General features: G+C 56.6%; 13 protein-coding genes. 7 read left to right on the top strand and 6 right to left on the bottom strand.

Translation table 11 applies throughout. From position 1 onward, the window contains the following. Positions 1–25: 25 nt before the first annotated feature. The 3 genes from Fuma_RS26005 to polA all read left to right on the top strand — a co-directional run bounded on the left by Fuma_RS26005 (position 26) and on the right by polA (position 4,752). The gene (locus Fuma_RS26005; protein WP_218922303.1) at positions 26–244 is read left to right on the top strand and encodes a hypothetical protein; all 219 of its coding nucleotides are present in this window, start codon (positions 26–28) and stop codon (positions 242–244) included. Between the two features lie 90 nt (positions 245–334). Beyond that, entirely contained in the window at positions 335–1,783 is a 1,449-nt protein-coding gene (locus Fuma_RS26000) for a DUF1501 domain-containing protein (protein WP_077026696.1), read from the top strand. A 128-nt stretch (positions 1,784–1,911) separates the two neighbouring features. After that, entirely contained in the window at positions 1,912–4,752 is a 2,841-nt protein-coding gene (polA, locus tag Fuma_RS25995; RefSeq protein WP_077026695.1) for a DNA polymerase I, read from the top strand. Positions 4,753–4,788: 36 nt separating this feature from the next. Here polA and Fuma_RS25990 read toward each other — a convergent pair whose 3' ends face one another. The 4 genes from Fuma_RS25990 to Fuma_RS25975 all read right to left on the bottom strand — a co-directional run bounded on the left by Fuma_RS25990 (position 4,789) and on the right by Fuma_RS25975 (position 9,433). Continuing rightward, on the bottom strand, positions 4,789–6,048 hold the full coding sequence (locus Fuma_RS25990) for a lactonase family protein (RefSeq protein ID WP_077026694.1): 1,260 nt from the start codon (positions 6,046–6,048) through the stop codon (positions 4,789–4,791). 146 nt (positions 6,049–6,194) lie between these two features. Beyond that, a complete protein-coding gene (locus Fuma_RS25985) occupies positions 6,195–7,250 on the bottom strand; it encodes a Gfo/Idh/MocA family protein (protein WP_077026693.1) in 1,056 nt (351 codons plus the stop codon). Beyond that, entirely contained in the window at positions 7,247–8,224 is a 978-nt protein-coding gene (locus Fuma_RS25980) for a TauD/TfdA family dioxygenase (protein WP_077026692.1), read from the bottom strand. Before Fuma_RS25980 ends, Fuma_RS25985 begins: the two co-directional genes overlap by 4 nt. Positions 8,225–8,455: 231 nt before the next feature. Further along, a complete protein-coding gene (locus tag Fuma_RS25975; protein ID WP_077028557.1) occupies positions 8,456–9,433 on the bottom strand; it encodes an aldo/keto reductase in 978 nt (325 codons plus the stop codon). A gap of 608 nt (positions 9,434–10,041) precedes the next feature. Between Fuma_RS25975 and Fuma_RS25970 the strand changes: the two genes are divergently transcribed. Beyond that, positions 10,042–10,671 carry a DinB family protein gene (locus Fuma_RS25970; protein ID WP_218922302.1) on the top strand — a complete coding sequence of 210 codons (630 nt, stop codon included), beginning with the start codon at positions 10,042–10,044 and terminating at the stop codon, positions 10,669–10,671. 84 nt (positions 10,672–10,755) lie between these two features. Here Fuma_RS25970 and Fuma_RS25965 read toward each other — a convergent pair whose 3' ends face one another. Together Fuma_RS25965 and Fuma_RS25960 are read right to left on the bottom strand one after the other, a co-directional pair. Beyond that, complete coding sequence (locus Fuma_RS25965; protein ID WP_077026691.1) at positions 10,756–12,099, bottom strand: LamG-like jellyroll fold domain-containing protein; 1,344 nt, start codon at positions 12,097–12,099, stop codon at positions 10,756–10,758. A 259-nt stretch (positions 12,100–12,358) separates the two neighbouring features. After that, the gene (locus Fuma_RS25960; RefSeq protein WP_145944384.1) at positions 12,359–13,381 is read right to left on the bottom strand and encodes a hypothetical protein; all 1,023 of its coding nucleotides are present in this window, start codon (positions 13,379–13,381) and stop codon (positions 12,359–12,361) included. Between the two features lie 282 nt (positions 13,382–13,663). Between Fuma_RS25960 and Fuma_RS25955 the strand changes: the two genes are divergently transcribed. The 3 genes from Fuma_RS25955 to Fuma_RS25945 all read left to right on the top strand — a co-directional run bounded on the left by Fuma_RS25955 (position 13,664) and on the right by Fuma_RS25945 (position 24,263). Further along, positions 13,664–14,461, top strand: coding sequence for an inositol monophosphatase family protein (locus Fuma_RS25955; protein ID WP_077026689.1), 798 nt, complete (start codon positions 13,664–13,666; stop codon positions 14,459–14,461). 258 nt (positions 14,462–14,719) lie between these two features. Next, positions 14,720–17,935, top strand: coding sequence for a hypothetical protein (locus Fuma_RS25950; protein WP_145944383.1), 3,216 nt, complete (start codon positions 14,720–14,722; stop codon positions 17,933–17,935). Next, the gene (locus tag Fuma_RS25945; protein ID WP_077026687.1) at positions 17,868–24,263 is read left to right on the top strand and encodes a hypothetical protein; all 6,396 of its coding nucleotides are present in this window, start codon (positions 17,868–17,870) and stop codon (positions 24,261–24,263) included. Before Fuma_RS25950 ends, Fuma_RS25945 begins: the two co-directional genes overlap by 68 nt. Positions 24,264–24,332 lie beyond the last annotated feature (69 nt).

Here is a 24,332-nt window from a genome sequence, read left to right as displayed (position 1 = left end):
TTGGTTCGAAGAACTGCAGCAGGCGTTGAGTGATCCATTGCGGTTTCTGGCCTATGCAATGGCTTACGCGACTCATCCGGACATGCAGGTCATTCGCTCGCACGTGAGCGACGGCGAATTGCGAGAGGTGCTGCCGAACGCTCCGACGCGGATCATTGATGCGCGGTCGTGGGCATATTGCCACGTGAAGATGGGGCGGTTTCCCGTCCCCGCAACGCCGCAGTGGACGTTTGGCACGACGTGAATTTGTTGGGCAATTGCGCGCGAAAAGAGGCTTCTTGTCAACGTTCTCTGCGAGTATCATCAGGGCTGGAGGTGCGTGATGAATTCGCGAATGAGCATTCTGCAAATGCCGTCGGTCCGGAAGGGGCGTCGGGAATTTTTGCGAGCCGGTTCTTTGGGGCTGTTCGGGCTGACTCTGTCGCAGCTTGTCGAAGCACGCGAGGCGGACAAGCTGGCCTCGGCCATGAAGACTGCTCCGGCGGCGGTGACCGGCAACGCTGGTTCAGGCCGAAAGAAGAAGCCGCGTAACTGCATTTTGCTGTTTATGTGGGGCGGGCCAGCCCAGCAGGATACGTGGGATCCCAAACCAGACGCACCTCCGGATTATCGCGGTGAGTTCCGGCCGATTTCCACAAGCGTGCCGGGGATTCAAATCTGCGAGCATCTCCCAAAGCTGGCTCAGCGAATGGACCAATTAGCTGTCATTCGTTCCATGACTCATGACAGCGTCGATCACACTCACGCCACGCACTACCTGTTAACCGGGCGCGATGTTGCTCGGCGTGGTCAGCCACTTTACGAAGACTGGCCCGGTTATGGAGCCATTATTTCGCAGCTGCAGCGAGGGCGTGGTCCGTTGCCGCCGTTTGTGTCGATGATGCCGGAAGTGATCAACGGCAGTCCGCGGTTTGTAGAACAGTCACACGGTTCCGGCGCCGGCTGGCTTGGGCCGCAGTATGAACCTCTTCGCATTGATGATGACGCGACAAAGGCTGATTACCTGTCCAGCTTCTCATTGCGAGCCAACCTTCCCGACAAACGCATCGATCAGCGTCGAGACCTGCTGGGCAGCCTGAACCAGCAGATGCAGTTTCTCGATCAGTATCGCGAAGGGGCGGCTGTGACGGCTCAAACAGAACGAGCATTTCAGATCCTTGCCGATCCCACCGTGCGGAAGGCGTTCGATCTGGCGGACGAATCGCCCGAACTGCGTCAGCGTTATGGAATGAACATGCACGGGCAGTCTGTTCTCCAGGCGCGGCGTCTGGTGGAAGCGGGCGTGCCGCTGGTGACGGTATTCTGGCCGAACGATGGAATCACGAATGTCAGCGTCTATTGGGACACGCACAGCCGCAACTTCATTGACCTGAAGGATCGACTGTGCCCGGTGACCGACCAGGCATTTTCTGCGTTGCTCGACGACCTGCAGGACCGTGGCATGCTGGAGGATACGCTGGTCGTGTGGACGGGGGAGATGGGACGAACTCCGAAAGTCGGACAAAGCGTTGTCGGCGGAGCGGGTGCCGGGCGCGATGGTCGAGACCACTGGGGCAACGTCTTCAGCAGCGTACTGGCCGGCGGCGGCGTTCGCGGCGGAACGGTTTACGGAGCCAGCGACCGACTGGCCGCCTTCCCCGAAAGCAACCCCACACCACCGGCTGACCTGGCCGCGACAATCTACACGCTGCTGGGTATCGATCCGGCCCACGAAATTCGTGACCGGCTGGATCGCCCGCTGACACTCTGCGACGGCAAGGCGATTCAGGACGTGATGGCGTAGTGGCTTATGATTGAGGATGGATCTCCGGTGCATGAGGCGATCGCAATTCCGGCGACTTAGCGCCATCCGCCATTCTTCTATACTGCCACCTCCGCACCACTTCCCGACATCCCGCGATGTAGAACTTCATGCCCGAACCTGACCTGTTCCCCGATCAAAAAAAACTAGTCCTGCTGGATGGCATGGCGCTTGTTTATCGAGCTCACTTTGCGCTCATTCGCAGTCCTCGGCAAACGTCCGGGGGACTGGCGACGTCCGGCGTGTTTGGCATGACAAACACTGTGCTGGACATCCTGAAGAAGGAGAAACCGACTCATATCGCCGCCGCGTTCGACACCACGGAGCCCACCGAACGCCACAAGGTTTTTCCGGAATACAAAGCTCAACGAGACGCTCTGCCGGAAGACATTGCAGCTCAGCTTCCTTACATCGACAAGCTGTTGAATGCCTTCAACATCACCGTGATCCGCATGCCGGGCTACGAAGCAGACGACATCATCGGCACGCTCGCTCACGAAGCAGCACAGCAGGGCTTCCGTACGCTGATGGTCACACCGGACAAGGACTATCATCAACTGGTCGGCGAAGACACGGTAATTTTTCGGCCAGGCCGCAAAGGAGCGGCCTATGAAACTCTGGGCGTGCCGGAAGTGCTGGCTCACTGGGATATTGAACGAGTCGATCAGGTGATTGATATTCTGGGATTGATGGGCGACGCCAGCGACAACATCCCCGGCGTCCCTGGCATCGGCCCCAAGACGGCTCAAAAGCTGATCGCTGAATACGACACCATCGAAAACCTGCTGCAGAACACGTCAAAGCTGAAAGGCAAGCAAAAGGAACGAGTCGAAGAAAATGCGGAACAGGCTCTGCTGTCAAAGCGACTGGTCACCATTCAACTGGACGTGCCGCACACGGTCGACCTGGACGCGTTAAAAGTGCAGCCACAGAATGACGATGCGTTGCAGGAGCTGTTCGAAGAACTGGAATTCGACACGATCGGCAAAAAGATTTTCGGTAAGAAATTTTCTTCTTCCGCCAGCCGCACGGAAAAAATTCGCGAGAAACGGGAAGGCCAGATTCAGGCCACTTTGTTTGACGACGCAGACGACGTCGAAATCAAAACCATCAAAGACGTGAAGCACACATATCACGTCGTGCAAACGGCGGCGGAACGAGCAGCCCTGCTGAAGAAGCTGTTAAAGCAGAAGGAGGTGTGCTTCGACACTGAAACAACGGGGCTGGATCCCCGAACCGCCCTGCCCCTGGGAATCTCATTCAGCATCAAGCCGCATGAGGCATGGTACGTGGTCTGCGACACCGAACAGCGAGCTGGGGAACAAAACACAGAACCGGGCACTGATGTACCCGGCTCGCCGGTAGTTGAAGAATTTCGGCCGTTCTTCGAAAACGAATCGATTCGCAAAGTCGGCCACAATCTGAAATACGACATCACGCTCTTAAAGTGGAACGGCATCGAAACGCGTGGTGAGCTCATGGACACCATGCTGGCTCATTCCATGAAAGAACCAGAAATGCGACACGGCCTGGACTACCTTGCCGAGTTGTATCTGGCGTACAAACCCGTTTCGATTACGACCTTGATCGGCCCCAAAGGCGACGATCAGAAAAACATGGCCGACGTGCCGCTTGATAGCCTGGCCGAGTACGCAGGCGAAGATGCCGACATCACGTTGCAGGTCGCGAAGGCGATTGCACCGGATATCGAAAAGCAAGGCGTCGCTCAGGTGTGCTACGAAGTCGAATGCCCGCTGGTGCCGGTGCTGGTGGACATGGAGTACGAAGGCATCCGCCTCGACACAGACGCTCTGGCCGCCTATTCGCAGCAACTGACCACCGAAATCGATCAGCTGCGCGACATGATTTATCAGGCAGCCGAACACGAATTCAACATCGATTCGCCCAAACAGTTGGGCGTCGTGTTGTATGAAGAACTGGAACTGGAAAAGAACCCGAAGAAAACCGCGACCGGACAATGGTCGACTCGAGAATCCGAGCTGCAGCGACTTTCGGGCAAACATCAGATCGTGGCCGACGTGCTGGACTACCGCAATGCCGCCAAGCTGAAGTCGGTCTACGTGGATCAACTGCCATCGCACGTGAATCCCAAAACCGGTCGCCTGCACACTCATTACAGCCAAACATGGACGGCCACGGGGCGCATGCAGAGCAACGATCCAAATCTGCAGACGATCCCGGTTCGCAAGCAGCGTGGTCGTGAAATCCGAGCCGCCTTTGTGCCGCGGGACGACGATCACTTGCTGCTGTCCGCGGACTATTCGCAGATCGAACTGCGCATCATGGCGGAACTAAGCGGCGACGAAGCCATGCTGCAGGCCTTCACCGACGGCACAGACATTCACAACGTGACGGCGTCGAAGGTGTACGGGGTTGATCTTGAAGACGTGACACGCGAAATGCGCGACAAAGCCAAGATGGTCAACTTCGGCATCATCTACGGCATTTCCGGCTTCGGCCTGCAACAACGTTTGAACATTCCTCGCGCTGAAGCCAACGACCTCATCACGAACTACAAAAAAGAATATCCCGGGGTCCAGCGCTGGATCGATTCAACGATCGAACAGGCCAAAGAGCACGGCTACGTGCAGACTCAGACAGGCCGTCGCCGTTACTTGCGAGACATCACGTCCCGCAACAAGACTCTGGCGAATGCCGCCGAACGCCTGGCGATGAACAGTCCGATTCAGGGTACGGCTGCCGACATGCTGAAGCTGGCGATGATCAAAGTGCACGCCGCTTTGCGAGCCGGCAACTTCCAGACAAAGATGCTGCTGACAGTGCATGACGAAATCGTGTTTGACATGCTGAAGTCGGAGGAAGAATCCGTCAAGCCGGTCATCGAAGCAGCCATGCGCACCGCGCTGCCGATGAAGGTTCCAATTCTTGTAGAAATGGGAGTGGGCGAAAACTGGCTTGAAGCTCATTGAGCCAGCCTGCGAAACGGCCATGGGCGGATGCCGTTTTTACTTTGCCAGATCCCGGAAGACGATGATCGACGGGTTTCCAACAGCAGCGTACTTTCCGGTGAAGTTCAATCGCCCGGTGCTGCGATCGACTTTGAAGATGGCAATATTGTCGGCTCGCTGGTTGCACGAATACAGAAATTGCCCGGTTGGATCGAAGTTAAAACTGCGAGGATAGTTGCCTCGAGTCCATTCGTCATCGACGTGCGAAAGTTCGCCGTTGGCTCCCACTGCGAAAATCCCAATGCTGTCGTGCAGACGGTTGCCGGCGTAGACGAACTTTCCGTCCGACGACACTAGGATCTCGGAGCAGAAATTACTGCCTTTAAAATCCGGTGGCAGCGTGGAAATAGTCTGCCGTTCGGTAAGGCTTCCGGTCTTCGCGTCAAAGTCGAACAACACAAGCGTCGAGCCTTCTTCCTGAATCGAATAGAACCACTTTCCGTTCGGATGAAAATGAAAGTGTCGCGGCCCGTCGCCCGGAGGCAGCGAGACGAATGGCGGATCATTGGGCGATAGCTTGCCTGTTTTGTCGTCGAATTTCCAAATCAGAATCTGGTCAAGCCCCAGATCAGCGTGCAGTACAAATTGCCCCGACGGATCCGCTTCGATCATGTGGGCATGAGTGCGATCGTGTCCGCTAAAGGCAAAGCTGCCCGGTGGCGCGTTGGTGGCTGTTGTCGGCCCGATCTTTCCCGCGTCAATTTTAATATCGGTCGCTTCACCGAGGCTTCCGTTCGGCTGAATGGGCAGTACGGAGACGGTGCCGCCGAAATAATTGGCGACCAGCAGAAAGCGCCCAGACGGATGAATGCTGGCGTAAGTCGGGCCAGCTCCGCCCGATGGTACGGTGTTCAGCGGCTTAAGTTTTCCGTCTTTCGAATCGACTTCAAACGCCGTGACGGAACCTTCCTTTGTTCCTCCGACGCGATCGGTTTCATTGGTCGAATACATGCGAGTGCCGTCGGCACTGAGTGCCAGGCAACTGGGACTGGTGCCCATGCGATGAACTCCGGCGGGCGTCATCGCTCCCGTTTTTCTGTCCACGTGAAACAGGTGAATGCCGAGTCCGTTGCCTGGCGGAAGATCAACCTGAGTGGGCAGCATGTCCTTCAACGGCGAACTGAAAGTGCCGACGTAAGCCATCAGCGGCGCTTCTGGACTGTTGTTCTGAGCTGGAACATTCGTTGCTGTCATCGCGATCGCAACGACAACCACTGGCAGCAGAAAGGAACGGTGGAATGTGGTGCACATTGGCATGAGACGATGTCCTTTGGTGGCCGTGGCAGCCAGACGTAGGCGGGTTGATATGATTGAGGGCAAGGCTTGATTGTTTTGCCGAGGCCAGGCACCACATTGTGCCAAATACCCGACCGCCTGAGAAATGAGAGCGGCCTGCAGCCTTATCAGGAAGTTGATTCGTTCAGCACTTCGTCGATCGTGACCACTCGCCCCGTCGCGATCGCTTTCTGCGCCGCCAGGCATACAGCCACATTCATTCTTGCGGCTGCTCCGTCATTCAGCGGTGTGTTCCCCGTGCGACAGCAATCAAGGAAGTGAGCCAGTTCTGCTTTTATGCCGCGATCGACTCGGCCGGATGCATCTTTGAAGCCGGCATCATCGTCCGGATCGGCCACCTGTTCTGCAAAGTGCTCCTGCGGATCAAAACGGTGATATTCCAGGTGAATGGCCTGGTTCTTCGTATCGATGCGGCCACCGCTACCAACGATTCCGATTTCGCAATCGCCGCCGGTCGGAGCAAACAGGCAAATTTCCAGGACAGCGCGGCGACCACCTTCGTATTCAACCAACACCTGAGCGTTGTCGAGTAGCTCGCGATCCGTCAGCACGTCTTTGCCACCAAAGGCAGAAACTCGCACAGGCGGCGTGTCCAGCATCCAGTTGAAGAGGTCGAAGTGATGGCAGTTTTTTTCCAGCAACAGACCGCCCGTAAGTTGCTCGCTGGAACGCCAGCCCGGCCGCATGGGGCCTCGGTATTCCCGGCACCACATGATGCGAGGATCGCCGACGTCGCCCGCTTCGACCATCGTATTCATGCGCTGATACAACGCCTGGTGCCGCATCTCGTGACCGACTTGCAACACCTTGCCAGCCGTTTGGGCCGCGGCGATGATTTCGTCGCATTCGGCGATCGTCAGGCCCAGCGGTTTTTCACACAGCACGTGCTTACCAGCGTCGAAGGACGCCATCGCGGCGGCGTGATGCTGATCGTTGGTCAGAGCGACAATTACCGCGTCGAGTTCTGCAACCTTCAGCACGTCCCGCCAGTTGTCGAACGTTTGCAGGTGATCGCCGATGAGTTCCTTGGCGGCGTCTCGGCTTTCGGTACTGCGGCTACTGACCGCCGTGACGTTGACGTCTGACACACGCAGCAGATTTTTCAGGTGGGCTTCCCGGCCGAACCAGCCAGCTCCAAGGAGTCCGATGTTGATGCAGCTCATGATGCCACCAGCGAAGCCAGCACCTTGCGAGTTCCCTGAAACGTACGGCGGCCGTGCATGGTGACGTAGTTATCAACCAAAGCCACGTCGCCCGTTTGCCAGGGCACATCAAACGTGATCTCTTCTGCCATATCGATCACTCGATTCATCAAGCCCGGATCCAGTGGCGAGCCATCGCCGAACGTGATGGATTTGGAAGGATCGTTGCGAGCGTCCTTCCAGCCTTTAAAGGCAGCGATCAACTGATTGAAGAACGACGTGCGCCCATCGCCGAGATCTCGTACAGCCTGCAGTTTTGGCGTCGTGACCTTCAGGCAACCATCGTCCTGCCATTCCCACGTGTAGCCAAGTCCCGTCATGCGGGTTTCGGCTTCCTCAGGCGTCGTCGCCTTCCACGTACTCTGCCAGCTTCGTCCCATGCCGGAGGCGGCGTCGTCAACGGCAGGCATGACGTGCGAATACAGCAAGCCTTTGTTGATACAGTCGGCGGCAAAGTCGGGCACTTCTTTCTGCATACGCGCGAACAACACGTCGCTGCGACACAGGGGAGTCGCCCCGCCTTCTTCCGCCGCTTTTTCGCAGAAGAAGAACAGCTTGGATGGGTACATCGGCGTTTGAGCCATCTCATGATGCAAAAAGATGCTCACATCGGGCGGCGCTTCGTTGGCGGTGAACACTCGTTCTGTGCGATTGGTACGCACCGCATTGGACAGCGAATCCTTATACGTGAAGTTGGGGAAATCGAAGGCGGCGATAAAGCGGTCGAAGTCCTGATCTGTGGCGAGCGGGAAGCCCCGAAACAGGATCGCTCCATGAGCCGATGCCTGGGCATTGAGATCGTCACGGTTTTGCTCAATCCAGGTGGCGGTGTCGTCCAGTGTTGCGTCGGAAGTTTCGCAGGCGAGGACCAACGGGAAGGTTGTACTGCCGTCGTCGCTGCGAAGAGTGTCGAGGTTGAGAGGTGAGACTTGCATTGGCTTTCCGGAAGAAAGGGAGACCACTGATTGAGCGTGATGAGTGAGCGAACGGTTGGCACCGGCTGGAAGGATGATCGGACTCACAGGACAACTGCCTTGAGTGCAACAGGAGGACACCTGAACACGCAGCATCCGCGCCGCAGGCTTAGCGTTCACCTACTTTGACGATTCCGACACGATTCGCAAAGCCTCATGCTACCACGCCACAGCCCGCCGGGGCATCCCGACCTATTCGTAGATTGGGAGGAAAGTATTGAAGGCCGCTTCGCCGAAGTCGCCGGGATCGTTAAAGCGACGGCCCTGGTTAAGTCCCGAGATTGCTGTCATCTGCTCGTCCGTGAGTTCGAAATCGAACACGTTGATGTTCTCTTCCATGCGTTCGCGTTTAGACGTCTTGGGGATAACAGCGGTGCCTCGTTGCACGCCCCAACGCAGCAGGACCTGAGCGGGCGACTTGCCGCAGGCGGTGGCGATGTTCCTGACGACGTCGCTTTCCATCACGGCTTCAGAAGAATCAGCCATGCCAAGGCTGAAGTAACTTTGAGCCCCCAGTGGCGAGAACGCGGTGTAGGCGATCTTTTCCTGGTCGCAGTAGCGAAGCAGCTTTTCCTGAGTCAGATACGGATGAGTTTCAACCTGAAGCACGGCCGGCCTGATTCGAGCGTAGCTCAGAAGGTCACGAATCTGACTGGTCCCGAAGTTACAAATGCCGATGTTTCGCACGAGTCCCGATGTGGCCAGTTCTTCCATCGCCTGCCACGTTTCGTGCATGGGAACTCGCGCCTCTTCCACAACCGGGTTCGTTGCATCCGGATCGAAAAACCAACCGGGCGGATAGTTCTTTTCGAACGGCACGAAGCGCTGAGCGATTGGAAAGTGAATCAGATACAGATCGAGATAATCCAGCCCAAGGTCATCGAGTGATCGCTGGCAGGCCTGGTGGACATGTTCGGGAGCGTGGTAGGTATTCCACAGCTTAGATGTGACCCACAGGTCCTCGCGATCGCAAAGCCCGTCGCTGATCGCAGCTTTGATGCCCTGCCCCACTTCGACTTCATTGCCATAGTCGCAGGCACAGTCGAGATGACGATAGCCGACTTCGATCACAGAACGGCAAACGTCCGCCGTCTGGTCTTTATCGACCTTCCAGAATCCGAACCCAACTTTAGGCAGTTGCGCGCCCCATTTTAGCGGAATATATTCCATAGCGTCGTGATAACTTTTTAAAGGTTGTTGACTGTTATTGGGACTGGGACGTGTCGACTTTGCTGACGCACGACGCCGCTTTGCAGCCTTCTTCGGCCTGCGTTTCGTAGCTCGCCGTTTAGATGTGGCTTTGACCTTTGCGGCGGGCGGCGGTGATGTGCTCTCCGCTTTCGCCGACTCCGCTGTTTGGCTGACATCGGTTTGCGAGCTTGCCTTGTTCGGTTTTTTTTTCACTGGCTTCGAACGCTCGGCAGTCGCGTCCGATTCGGCCGCAGAGTCGTCGCCTGCCGGAGAGTCGCTGCCTGCCGGTGGCTGCGGAGCATCAAGCCCTTCGCCGACCAACTCGGGCTCCAACTTCGGCTCGGGCTCGGTTGCTGTCGACACGGAATCACTCTGGGGCGGCGATTGTTTTGGCGCAGCGGGTGCGTCATCCGATTCCCACGGAAACAGTAACTGGCCGGGAAGAAACGGCCTATCATCAACCGGAGGTTCGTCCACCACGAATTACCTGAAGCTTCTGCACGAAATAACAGCAGCACCTCCGTGGCCATGCGATTCAAGACCGCCAGTTTAACGCCAACACAGGCAATTCCGAGTATCAAGGCCCGGTGTTTGCGAATTCTCTCGGGTTGCTGAAACTTCGCGAAAATTTGCTGCGGGCCGACATTGGAGTGCCTCCGATTCCTGCTAACCTGCGGCACATGAGTAACCAGGAAATCCCAACCAGTGACGCGGCCGCCAGAATTCTGGAGGGCACCATTGGACAAATCGAATTCGCACGCCAGTACGTTCTGGAACTGCTTGAAGCGACGCCTCGCGAATTGTGGTTTCAGATGCCTTCCGACCTGCCGACTCATGTGGCCTGGCAGGTTGGACACCTGGCCGTCAGCCAGTACGGATTGCTGATGTTTCGCGTCAGAGGCCGAAGGCCCGAGGACCTGGAACTGATCCCGGGCACGTTTCGCAAGGCGTTTACTCGCGAATCCGTGCCAAATGCCGACCCGGCCAGTCAACCGTCCGCCGACGAGTTGCTGGAACGGCTGAATCGCGTTCATGAACTGGCGACGGCAGAACTTGCTAACGTTGATCCCGCTGTGCTGCTGGAACCGGTCGACATGCCATACGCCGCGTACCCGATCAAACTGGGAGCCATCCTGTTTTGCCCGCTGCACGAACATATTCACGCCGGCCAAATCGGCCTGCTGCGAAGAGCACTCGGCTTGCCGTCCGTCCGCTGAGTTCCAGGAACACACAACAACAGAAGCCCGGCCTTTTCGCATAGCCGGGCTTCTTTGGTGCAAATCAGTTCGTGCGAAAGCCGCCTACTTCTTCTTGAAGAATTCTTTCAACTGAACGCGATTGGCGGTTGGCAGAACGGCCAGTGAATGGATCGTGCCGGACCACGGTCGATCCGCACTGAATTCATTGCCCGCGACAACCGGGAACCGTTCCCACGACTTGAAGTCCGTCTTGAACTTCCGTTCGGTGACCAGTTCGCCGTCGACGTAGCATTCCAGCTCACGCCCGTCGTAGCGAACGGCCACCTGCTGCGGCTTACCCGGGAGAACTCGCCCAAACGACGTTTCGTGTTCGGTGCCGTTTGGATCTTTCACGCTGCTGCGAATTCGGATCACGAATTTGTGTCCGTCCTGAGCCAGCGTGAAGTTGCGTGCACTGACGTCTTTCGAGCAACTTAAAATTCGAGCCGGACCTTTCTGATCGTCGTTGCGACATGTGACATTCGCCACGATCAAGAACTGCTTCGACTTCTGGATGCCGCTGAGCAGGTTCTTTGACGATTCCGGAAACTGCACCCAACCGCTCTGCAGGTCCAGTCCGTTGTGCGCATCGATGCGAATCTTGTCACGCGACGCGATTTCGTGAGATGCGATTTCGTGGTCGTGGCGAGAATGCAATGAATCGGGAACATTCCACGCGAGCACCGGAGTCGACAACGTGATCGGTTTACGTTTGCCTGGCTTTTCTTTCCGAGGTTTCCGGGGTTTCGGCTGCGGCTTGGGTTTTGGTGTTTCCTGAGGGTCAGCTGCCTCCTTTGACTCATCGGGGCCTACCGACTTAGCCTCGCGGGCGTCCATCTTCTCGGCGCCTTTCGCGTCTCCAGCTTGCTCCTTCGGCGGCACATTGGGCTCCGGCGATTGTTTCGGCGCTGGCTCGTCGGGACTGGGGCCTGGCGTGAGCGGGATTGTCAGGTCGGCGCTTCCTTCGACAGCGCGCCCTTGGGGAACGGCGAGGTTGTGGGCCTGTTCCGGAATAACTTGCTGATGCACCTGAAGCCCATCGCCAGACAACACCGGGGAACCAACGCCTACTTGCGACCAGCGTCCGGAGCCATGGGCTGCTCTGTTGACGACAGGCGGCGAGGCATAGTGGATCACTGGTGGATTTGATGCTGAAGTGATGGCTTCTGCCGGCGGACCGAAGCTTCGCCCCTGTGATCGTCTGACGAGAGGCGGATAGCACATCGCTCGTTGATTCGACACGAATCCGTCGTACGAAATCTGCGGAACAAAGTGGCTTGATGAAGCGGCGGCCGGAAACGACGCAGAATATTGCACGGGCGACGCAGCGTGCAGCACGACAGGGTTTGTCTGAGCATAGACAGGTGAACCCTGGTGGCTTTGATATTGAGCAGACGGTCCTGACAAGTGCGAATTGCCAGCAGCAGGCGATTCGTGGGAGTTGAACAAACAACACGCTACGATTGCTGCACATAAAGACAACCGAGCGGACGGAGATGGGGAATTCAAGTTGCTTCTCACAAACAGATGTTCAGGGAAATTGACAATCCGTTAAGCACACCTGTCATATACGTCCCTGTTTCATGATGGTGTCAGATCGATCGTGGCGACTTTCGCGATCGTACGGAGCAGCGTGGGTCGATGCAACAAGATTCACGACCTGATCTCACGGTGCCCCGGTGAAGTGAAAATCGACTGGCTGCGTCGAGGCCGAGGGAGCCGGGATGGTGAGCGATTTCAGATTTCGCCGCCCCACAACGTGGCTGGTTGAGTCGAAGTAGCTGTCCAACAGTTGAACGGTTTCGGCAGGCGGCGAAACGTCTGCTGGTCGCTCGACATGTTTGGAAATCGCAATCACGGTGACGGGCCGTGCCTTCACAACAGAAGCGCGAAAACGTCCGTCTGCATCTGCTTCCGTGATGCTGCCACCGATCGCCTGCAGCGCCGCTAATGTGGCCCGTCGGTCGGGATGATCAGGCTCAAGCAAAAGACTGCGAGCGCTGAGTTTTAATGAGCCCGTTCGTTCAGAAGGCAGCATGAACACTGTCGCTCCGCCATCAGGCATAGATGCGTCTTGTGACTGATCAGAGTCGCCCGATTCAGTCGAGCTAACCGACTCAGCCCACGTAATCGTGCCGCGCAATACCGCGAGTGTGTCGGATTGGGCGACGCCTTCCCTGCCATTAAGCTGTGCCAAACCTCCGTTGTCCCCCGCCAAACCGGGTTGGGATTGGTTGGTCGTGCTGGATGATTTGTCGATAGCATCCTTAGCAAACCACCCCCCGGCGGCTCCAGCAGCCAGGGCAACACACGCCAACAAAAACGCCGTCGCCGAAGACCCGCCACCGTTGCGAGCCTGCCGCATTTCCTGCAGCAGTTCTGGGGACACGCGGCTTCCGGTTTCCTCATCGCCCAAAGCCGCCAATTCTTCCAGCGATTCTTCGATGGCGACAGGATCGTCCCCCAACTCTTCCACTTCACTCACGTAGGACTGCGCAGCGGGTACAGTTTCGATGGGTTCGAAATACGCCGCAGCATCAACATCAACCGTCACAATGCGGCGGTCCGGTTCGTGTGGAACGTCAGTACTCGCTTTGTCCGGGATGTTCGGATCGCCGAGTTCCGACAGTTCTGTGAGGGCCGACATCAGGGCTGCGTCGCCGGTGGCCGAAGATCGAGGGTCAGGCATTTTCCGAGTGCGGCCATCCAGATCAGGAACTCGCAACGACCGGCCGCACTGAGGACAGTCCACAACGGCACTCGCGCGAGATCTGGAAATCCCAAGCAGTTGCTGGCAATGCTGACAACGGAACTTGATCGGCATGAAAGGTCAGTCCTCACGCAATCGAAAGTGCGAAACGTACGCCTATGCTACACGGTTCAGGCGACAGGGCCAGTGTGCTAGCCTGTGTCGCACACGCACCGCTCAATCAACAACCAGTCACGCAACTTTCACCATCTGTCTACATTCATGTCTGAACCGTCTTCCCCACCCATTGACCCGAATCAACTTTTGGCAGCAGCCATCAAGGCCGCTCATGCCGGCGGTGCAATCCTGCAGGACTGGGTCGGGCGTTTTTCGGTGCGCGAAAAAAAACGAGCGGACCTCGTGACCGAGGCCGATCATGCGTCGCAGAAAACCATCTTCGAAATCATTTCGGCCGAATTCCCCGATCACGGATACTTGGGAGAGGAAGGTCTGAACCAGACGTCGGAAGCGTCTGACTATCGCTGGATCATTGACCCGCTGGATGGAACTTCTAACTATGTGCATGGCTTTCCATACTACGCGGTTTCAATCGGCGTTCAAAAGGGTGACACCCTGATTGCCGGAGTCGTCTTTGACCCGAACCGCGACGAAACATTTACCGCAGTGAAGGGAGCTGGAGCGCAATTGAATGGTTCCAAAATTACGACCAGCGGCGAAACCAATCTGCAAATGGCGATGGGCATGGCCAGCTTGCCGGTTGGAGCCGATCCGACCGATCCGGCTGTTCAGCGGTTCCTGAATTCGATGAGCCATATGCAAACCGTACAGCGAAGCGGATCGGCAGCATTGAATCTGGCCTGCGTCGCGTCGGGGCGTATTGATGCGTTCTGGTCCACCAGCCTGAAGCCATGGGATGTGGCGGCCGGGGCGTTGCTGGTACTGGAAGCCGGAGGAACTCTGACCGATATCAAGGGTGATACAATAGATATTATGGTGCCAAGCCTGCTGGCCGCCAGCAGCCCCACAATTGCTCAATCCCTTGCATCCCTCTTCAGTTGAACGACCACTAAGACAGTAAAGTCTTCACATCTGCGCATTCGTGGCGTAGGATGGAGTGAGCAACGCGTCTGGAATTACGCGCTGCGAATCCCATTCCTGTTGCGACCTGTCGTAATGCCCTTCTGGTCGAATCATCTCCTCCGCCGTTTTGCCGGAGCCCTGTGCGTCATATTCGTCTGCACTGGCGTTCTTTCCGGACGCGTTGCGCTTTCGCAGGAGTCGCCAAACGCGAATTCGGACAACGAACCAGCCGCCCCGATGCCGGGTTTCATTGAAAGCCTGAAGCCGGGTTCGTCCACCGTCATTTATAAAGACCCGACGTCCGGTGAAGTGATCGCCCTGCCCGGCTTTTCAGATGAAATCCTGAAGGAGGTCCAGAAGCGCGCTCTGCTGCAAAACGCGGTTCAGCTTTACGAGCTGCAGGAGCTAAAGATTGAAGGCACCGTCAAAGGCGATTTTGTAGAGCTGCAGGTCAAACTGAGCGTCGATGTGCGGCAGGACCAGGAGTGGGTCGAGGTTCCCGTCGGATTTAACGGCTATCAACTGACTGACATTAGATACACGCCCAACATTTTTCAGGGCAAAGCTCAGCCGGAAAAAACGCGACTTCCGTTCAAGAGCTGGATGTTTTACGGCAAGGGAACTCACCACCTGACACTGAATTTGATTGGTTCGGTCCGAGTGTCATCCAACGGGCGCCGTCGCCTGCGGTTGGACGCGCCTTCGGCCACGATCAGTCACTTGCTGCTTAATCTAAGCGATCAGGTAGACGCCGCCGAACTTTCGTCTGACCAACCATCTCAACTGAAGACTGATCCGGAAACCGGGACATCCGTGTTCGAAACCTGGGGCCTGTCAGAAACGACTGACATCTCATGGACGCCGACTCCACGAGACGCCGGCATGGCAGTGACCGTGCAAGCCACTGCCGCAGCGAAAATGGAACTGGATCTGGCGACCGCTTCTTTGGTAATCGACCAGCCGCTTTCCATCACGGGCGGTTCGATCGATCGCCTGAAGATTAAACTGCCCCCCGGGTTTGGCACAGTTGCCATCAACGGTCGCAACGCGGACGACGAGGAAATTGCGAAGCCTGTAGACCAGCCGGACGAAGGTTCTGTTGTTCTTGAATTCACTGCGCCAGTCACGGGCGCCATTGTGCTGCATTATGATTTGGCGCTGAATAACGTGCTGTCGGCAGATGAGTTGTCGATTCAGTTGCCGGACATCGATCGTGTGGCAAACGAATCCGGAGACATCGAAATCTACGCCCCGTTGGGTCTGGAAGTTGTTCCCGAACGGCCGGGGACTCGCGACGTGCGGCAAAAGCGAGTCGAAACATCTCGCGGACCGCGGACCGCCGTGTTTGGTTATCGGCTGCTGTCCAGCGAATCTGTGCTGCGGATGAAAGTCAGCGAAACGGAGGCATCATTCATTGTGGTGCCACACATCAGTTTCGAAACCGAAGGCAGCAACATTCTGATGACGGCTCGGTTTTCGATCAACATGGTGAGTGGTTCGCTAAACGAAATGAACATTGTGTGGCCAGGGTACAGCAAAGATCGCTGGACGATCCTGTCCGGCGATACTCGGCTGATTGATGGGGATTCGTCCGAAACGCTGGCCGGCTTTCCGTCTCCTGATGTCCCCGACACCTATACCGTCAGCTTTGGGCCGGAACGCATCTCCGGTCAGTTTGAAATCGAAATCCAGGCGTTCCGCGCTCGCAATTCGACTCAGGACGCGGAAGGTTTTTCCATCGTCTTGCCCGACATTGTGTCGCCAACACCTCACACAACGATTGTATCCTTAATTGAATCCGACGAATTTTCGATGTCGGTTTCTCCACAGGACAGCCAGTCGACCTTCCCACTGCTGCCTTCCAGTCGTTGGCCGGAATCTTTGAAGCAACGCAACGTGCCGCTGACTGCTCGACTGGTCGACGCCACCGAACAGGCCGTCCAGATTCGGATAACGCCGCAGAAACCGGAAGTCAAAGTGAGCGTCAAAGCAGCAATTTCGGTGCGGCAGGAAAGCGTGTATGTGCGTCAGCAGCTGACGTTTGACGTCCGGCATCGAGACCTTTCAGAAATTCGCCTGTCAGTGCCGGGAGTTAACCCGTCCGTCCGTTTTGGCGATTCCGAAGAAACGCTGCAACGTCTGTCAGTGGAAGGCAGCGACATCACTTACGCGCTGCCGGAACCGGTCCGAGACATCTTCCATTTACAAATCGACTACTACTGGCCACCGGATTCTCTACAGGCCAAGGCGGCTCTTCTGCCGCTGGTGCTACCGTCTTCGACGGAGCAGGAACTGACAGAGATTGTCATTGGAACAAACGAACCGGAATCAATTGTTGTTGATCGCAGCGCCGATTGGGGACGCATCTATTCCGAAGAATTCTCAGCCGCGTGGGTGTCCGATACGCGACAGGCCACCGTTGCCGTCAACCTGCGTCATTCGCTGCAAAATTCGAATGACAACAAACCTCGGTTTTTGGTTTTGAAAAGTGCCGTACAAGGTTCCGAACTGGTGACGGCCATCACGGGGGTCTATCAACAACCCGTCAAACGTGCATTGTTTTCGCTGCCGAAAGGCGTTGTCGCGGAAGAAGGGTTTCTGGGCGGCGAACAGGCTTTCATTGACAACGTGTCACCATCCGACGATGGCAACTCTGTCATCCAGGTGCGTTCCGAAGTCGCTCATCGGCCAGAACAACCGCGGACGATCACGTTGATTGTGAGACAACCTTTTCAACGGCGATCGCCCATGCTGTCGCTGTGGCGCCCGCAAGTCCCCGAAATCGTGGGCATGAACCAGGACTGCAATGTCATTTGGATACTGAACCAGTCGCCTTCCGAATCGACGATGTATTACGGCAGGCACATGACGGATTTGGCAACTCTGACGGACGTGCGTCTGCTCGGCCACAGTAACGCGGGCGTGAAGGAGGCCGTTACTGCACTGCTTTCACCTTACCAAACAGACATTTTCTCATCAGTCATGGAACTGATCGGCTCAGCAGCTGACGCAACCAGTGACAATCAAATTCTGGCTGGACCGCTACTGCGCGACGCGCCGGTCCTGATTTCCGTTTCCCGCAGTGTCACTCTTCTTCTGGCGGCGGCAGTCGGGCTGTTGGTTTACTTCTCTTTTCTAAAGCTGTCGCCAATCCCGCTCATGACCTCAACGGCCATCGTAACCGCAGCGGCCACTGCACTGGTCGCTGTTGTCCCAGGGCCAGCTCAGTTGATTCTGATTCGATTAGTGCCAGGTGCCGTCATCGCGCTGGTTGCGGCGCTGTTGCAGCGAGGGATTAACCGGCGGGCAGACATCACACCGCTCTCGCCGGAAGAATACGATCACAGCACGATCTTTACAGTGGAGAAGCCAGCAATCACCAGCGATGGTCGACAAGGCAGCACGGCCTCAGGTGCAATTCCTTCGGCAGCTTCCGGCCTCTCTGTTTCGTAACCAGGCAACAGCACATGCCACGCGTGAAATCACGTTTGTAGAAGGTCACATCCGAATGCTGCGAGTTCTGCTGACAATTTTGACTGCATGGACGGCAACGTCCGCGCATGCTCAGCAGCCCACGCGCCCGCCGGGCTCAACACTTAACGGCATCGCGATTCCGGACGACGTTACGGTACGCACACTCTCGCCCGAAGAGCTCAAGGGATTTCAGGACTCAGATCGCTACACGTTTGTAGAAGCCGACGTACTGGAGCAGTTGCTGAAGCGGCGAGCGGATTCGCGCAAGCCGACTGAGGCAAGCGTTAAACGATCGGAATATTCTGCAGTGCTGAAAGACGAGTCACTGCAAAGCGGGCAACTGTTGCTGGAACTGGATACGTCAGAAGTGTCTGCGCAAGATCCCGTTTCACTGGGTCGGACGAACCTGAACAATCTACGGCTGTTTTCGCAGGACCTGCCGCTCACGCTGGCAACAGATTCCAACGGTCACCTGATCCCACTGATACCACCCGCATCTGAAACGATCACAGGTACATGGGAAGCGAACAGCCGCCTGGTGGGCAAGACGGCCGTCTTTCAACTCACCCTGCCCGCCTCTGCCGTGGCCTTGTTTCGACTACGGACTGACGCTGGCGTTTCCGTCGATAGCTCAAACGCGCTGGTTGTGCCTGCTGAAAAAACCGAACGCCACACAGACTGGGTGCTGTACCCCGCCAACCCCGCAGAACTCACTATCAGCTGCGTCAGACGCGACAACGCCAATGGCCAGGGCGAGCTGAATCTGGCAGTGGCCACCCGAGTGCGCGTCGACAGTTTTGCGGCGACGGTCGAATGGGAAGTGGGCATTCCAACCGTGTTAAGTGAAGCCCGCCTGACGTTTCACGTAAGCCAGCCGTGCCGAATTCAGAACGTTCAAATTGGAACTCAAAGCCGCCCGGAATGGATTCTAGAAACGCAGGACCAACATTTGTCTGTCGAAGTGCCGGAGATCCCCACGGCGTCGACAATGATTATTCAAGCCGCTATTGATCGCACGTCTCTTGAGGAAGTCAGGGTTCCGCTACTGGTCCCTGATTCCTGGCGTTCGCGGTTTGGCGAATCGGGCGGCAATACGCGTTTGAAGTCGGGACGACTGCAGTTGATGGTCTCTCCTGAACTGACAGTCTCAAGCCTGCAGTTGGACGGGCTGCTCGAACGCGATGTGGCGTATGCGGCGGACGGCTTTCAAACATTGGAACTGAGTCAATTTTCGGCCGATGCCGCGGCCACAGCTTTCCTGACTCCTGCCACACCGGTCGTAGATGAATCGGTCGTTGTGCGTCCGGCGGTTGACGACGACAGCGGGCAGGCCAGCGCGTTCATCTACATCAAAGCGAAGACTGGCAGTCTTGGCCGAGTCCACTGGCAGGTGCCGACCACGTGGCAGGTCACCGGCGTGACCGAAATGAATTCAAACCTGCCGCTATTGTTTCTGATTCAGGAATCGGCCAACGACGCGGACATGGCTGATGTGGAAGTGTTTCTGCGAACACCAGTCACCGGAGAATCCGGACAGGCAATTGAAATCCGCCTGCAGTCCACGGACCGCGAAAATGTGGTCGCCGGAGCCGTACCGGAATTTGTGAATGCACAGTATCGTCGACAAGTCGATCTGGCGTGCCTTCGGACCGCTCAGTTGTCCAGTGTCCTGTCGAATGCAGAATCCCGTCGCTTAACGCCGCTGACATTGGAAACGCTGCAGAACATCGAACCGTGGCTGACGTCTGACGACTTCGAATCGTATACGTTCTTCGAACGGTCAGAACTGGAAGACACGCTTCAGTTGGCGGAAGATCCCGGACTCATCTACGACGCCATGTTGGAATATTCCGTCAGCGAGAACCAAGGCACCGTCACGGAATCAACTCGGCTGCGAATCCGCGCTGAGCAGGAACTTCCTCAGCGGTTGAATCTTCGCGTGACAGCGAATTCCGACATACGGATTTCAGAAGCTTCGATGCGCGAGCCACTGTTGCGACTGACAAAGCAGTCAACGGGGCCGGTGTTCGATATCTGGATTCTGGAAATTCCGGCCGACGCCGTGGCAGACGATGTTGACATCACACTGATAGCTCAACGACCACAGCAGGACCAGATGCCTGCCACGATGATCGATGTGTTGGGCACACGAGACTCCGGCGGGTCTGTCCGACCGCCCGAAGGCATTTTCGAACTCATCCTCAGCAACACAGCGCCCGTGATGCAGCTGGAACCATATCCTGACAAACCATTTGAAGGATCGTGGATGCTGTATAAGAGCCTGTCGACAGTGTCGCGGCTGGAATCGTCCTCTTCAGCTTTCGTCATGTTTCGACCACAACCCAACGGGTATGCAGCAGAAATCCTGCAACGTGTGATGATCGGCGCAAGTGGCACTCGGTCCACGCTGATATGCCGCTGCCCAACAAGGTTAACGCCGATCGTCCTGGTGAACGGAAGGCGCGTTTTTGCGGACCGCGACGGCGCCACTCTGCAGGTTCCCGTCGACATTGAAGCGGAACAGTCCGAGATCGTTTTCCTGTATGAGTTCGCATCGCAACTGACACAGGACGGGCGTTGGCCTGTTTCATTGATCACGTTTCCTGAATCGCAGTCGGCAACGAGTTTCGTCTTCGTGCTACCGCCGCAAAAACGTCAGCTGGATGTCAACAGCCCGACATATCTGCGCCCCGTTGATGAAACGACGGAGTTGATTCGGAGTACGGTTGACCATGCGACTCAGGCGCAATCGGTGGAGGCACTTAGCGCATTTCTGGCCCGCTGGAAACTGGCGGCGATGGATCGAACTGATGTGGTCAGCATCAACATGTCTGACAGTAAGTCGTCGCTTCAGTTGCGTGTGAGGAATCGGCAGTTCGATCTTACGGCTTCTATCCTGTGGGCTACGGTTGTGTGTCTTGCATGGCTGTTTGTGGATCGTCAGCGACCAGTCTCTGTCTGGTTTCCGGCCGCGGTCCTGCTGACGACAGCAGCTCTATTGCTGATCCTTAATACCCCGGCAAGGTCCGCCACAATTGTTGGCGTGGCGGCAGGAACGATGGCGTTCGCTGTGTACCGATTTCAGAGCACGATCTGGCGCAGCCGACGGGTTACCCGCACACCAAAGGTCGGCACTGCAATCGTCCGCGCGAGCCTGCTGCTGCCGTTCCTCTGCTGTTGGCCAGCAGCACATGGCCAGGAAAACAGAGACCGACCTGCGATTCTGATCCCGTCTACCGACCGTCAGACCGCTCCATTTGCGTACGTGGACAACCGATACCTTGAAACTCTTAAGGCAGGTCAACCGAACTCAGATCAGGAATGCTATGTCGTTTCGTCCGTCGTCCACGTCCGAATGGAATCGCCGCGATCGTGCATAGCGCATGTGACCTGCGATGTCGCTGCATTGCCTGGCAAAGCCGCGAAACTAACGATTCCACTTGAGGGCATGACGCTGGTCGAATGTCGTGTTGATGGCGCAACCGTATTTCCCGAACGCAATCCGAAAGGCGGATTTCACCTGGCGATCTCGGGGGAAGAAGTACTTCCAGACCGACCACTGGATTCGGAACGGCAGTCCCCCGCCTCAGCCGGCCCCGATTCGCTGGGGCGCTGGGAGGTTCATTCCGTTGAATACTCAGCGCGCACAGTGCCGCGTCGGTCGCCGCAGGATTACCGGTTAACGGTAACGTATCCGCCATCTTCAGAAACGATCATTGAGTTCGAAGATGCTTCTAAATCCGTTGAACAGATCACGCTTGCGTCAGTCCCAGATGCGCAACCATTGGTCGTCAATGGAAGTGTCAATCGCTTTCCGGTCGTTTTCAATACGCGATCCGTCGAACTGTCTTTGAAGATCCGAAACTCGGGCACCACAGACGCGAAAAGTCAGCAGCGTAGTTCACTGATGTGCGTCGCCGACACGTTGCCAACTCAGCAACGCCTGACCTGCGAATATAAGGTCGTTCCCACAGACATACGCGCGAAAAAAGTCGTCATCGAAACTGATCCTCGTTATCGCATCACCGGCGTGCAATCAGTCACCGGCGGAGCGCTGGCATGGACGATGGCCGGAAGCAGCCTTGTCGTGGATTGCCCGCCAGACGCGTCCGGTATGCAGGCGTTAATTGTGAAGCTGCTGTTCGACCCGCCGATCGGCTTGACTCACCAGATTCCCGTAGACGTACTGTCTCAGGTAAACGGGATCCGAACAGATTCCACACGCCTGATACCCAGAACGTCCGAACAGTATGTCATCAACTCGGTCATGGCCGGCGACACAACTTTGGACGAAGCGCCACTTACTGCGGAGCCACAAAGTTTCCAAATCGTGCAGGCCGGCGACACGGTGGTAGATGTGCCCAACGCCATCGATGTGGTTTCAATAGAACTGGCTGAACTTCAAGCAACACGAGTGGCTCGACTTTCGCAGAAAGCCGTCATTAAAGACAACGTCGTACAGTGGACCTGTCGGTGCGAAGTTGAGGTTACCGGGCAGCCCGTTTTTCGTCAGGCGTTGCAGGTTTCTGCCGACGTTCGCATTAACGACGTAACGGCACGCAGCGAAGGAGTTTCCCGTTTGCAGTCTTGGACGCGGCACGGTGATCAACTGGTCATTTCGCTTCCGGAAGAAACTCAGGGCTTGCTCGAAATTGTGGCGACTGGCACGTTGCCCCGCCCTTCCGGTCAGGACTTACCGCTGCCCGTTGTGCTGCTGCCTGCGTCAATTCAGATCACAGAATCCGATCTTGAAGTGTCGGCAGAGTCCGAAATCGACACATTCATCGCCGACCTTGGCGCCGCCGTGCCAGTGGATCATGTCGACATCGAAAACACACCTCTTACCGCGACCCCAATCAGCTTGAGTGTCGTAGACGACTCCAAACCGATCGTCGTACGAGGCAATCCAACCAAGAAGATTGCGGCCGAACTGGTCATGCTGCTTTACGACGCAGACGGCGAAAGCCGCTACGCACAGATCCTGTCGTTGCAGACTCCCGATGTGCCCTTCGACATTCGCTTTCGCTGCCCGGAATCAGAATTCGGCGATTCAGCGCCGATCATGGTCCGGAACGGTGAAGCGCAGAAATGCGGCGTGTCTGGCAGCCATTTTTTCATCCCTCGAGTTTCCGGCACTTCCCGCGACACACGAGTAACTCTGGCGCTGCCCACTGTTTCGTCGACACTTGCTGATGACCAGTTGGTGTTCCCGATTCCGAATTTCGATGCCGATATCGTTGTGACGGCGTGTCGCGCGTTCGACTTGCGAAGTCATGAGACTCCGTTGGAAGGCGCCGCAAAAATACCGCAGTGGGTTGCCGATGCGGCGGTGTACGTGGACGTACTGGATGATCCCGCAAACGCCGATGTTGCTGAGTGCCGGTTCGATGCAGACTCTCGTCAGGTCACTCTACGCCCGGAAGCCAGTGTCACAAAGACCACGACGATCACCGAATCGCTCGATGTGTCGTTTGCGTTTGGCCAGCATGTCCTGCATTTTTCTGAAGGCGGCGATGTGTCGGGCCAATCGGCATTCCTGGTTTTTCGCGCTCAGGCAGGTGGCCCGGTTACGGTCCAAATTCCTGAAAATTGCGCCGTTGCCGATGTCAGCGTGAACGGGACATCGCAAGCTTTTCGGAACAGCGGCGAAACGATCGAACTCAGCCCGGCCGGACGAATCGCTGCAGTGGAAATTGAATGGCTACGACGAATTGATCGTGAGATCAGTCAAACAGACTATGGCGTTTCGGTGCCACAGCTTCAGGCCGCTCAGTTGTCGCAGCAGGCCATCATCGTTCCAGCAAGTTCACGCAGTCGCTGGTGGAAGTTACGAAACGCAACTCTCTCACGATCGGCGTTTCAGGCAGGTGTGCATGATTCGCTGTCACGCGGCCTGCAACTGTTGGAGGTATCGCTCGCCGAGGACGCAGAAGGCTCAGACACGAATATGCCACTGGATGGAATGTGGCAGGCAATGAAAGCAGAATCCGTCGGCGCGACCGAAGCCGCTCAATTGCTGACTCGACGACTGCAGGTCTTACTCGACCAGGGAGCCTTGCTGGTGGATCTCGAGGCAGCTGAAGACATCACTATCACCAGTCCGACGTTTCCGTCGCCGCTTGTCGGTGCTTCGCTGTTGTCAGCAATGTTGCTGATCATTGCACCGTGGTGGTTTCGAGTCCCCGAGCGAACCGTTGACGACCAACGGACCGCGACGGATCACACGGCAATTACCAAACCTACGTTGACGTCGTCTGACATCCTGAGCTCAACCGATTTGAATTCAGACTCCGGATTTTCGCAATAACACGCCTAACTGCTTCGGCTTCTGCGTCAACGCACGTAAACTTCTGACTGAGGTCACTGAAATTTTGCC

The sequence above is a fragment of the Fuerstiella marisgermanici genome (assembly GCF_001983935.1).
GTDB classification, from domain to species: domain Bacteria; phylum Planctomycetota; class Planctomycetia; order Planctomycetales; family Planctomycetaceae; genus Fuerstiella; species Fuerstiella marisgermanici.
The sequence above is the reverse complement of the archived record's forward strand: the minus strand, read 5'-3'. Positions and strand labels throughout refer to the sequence as shown.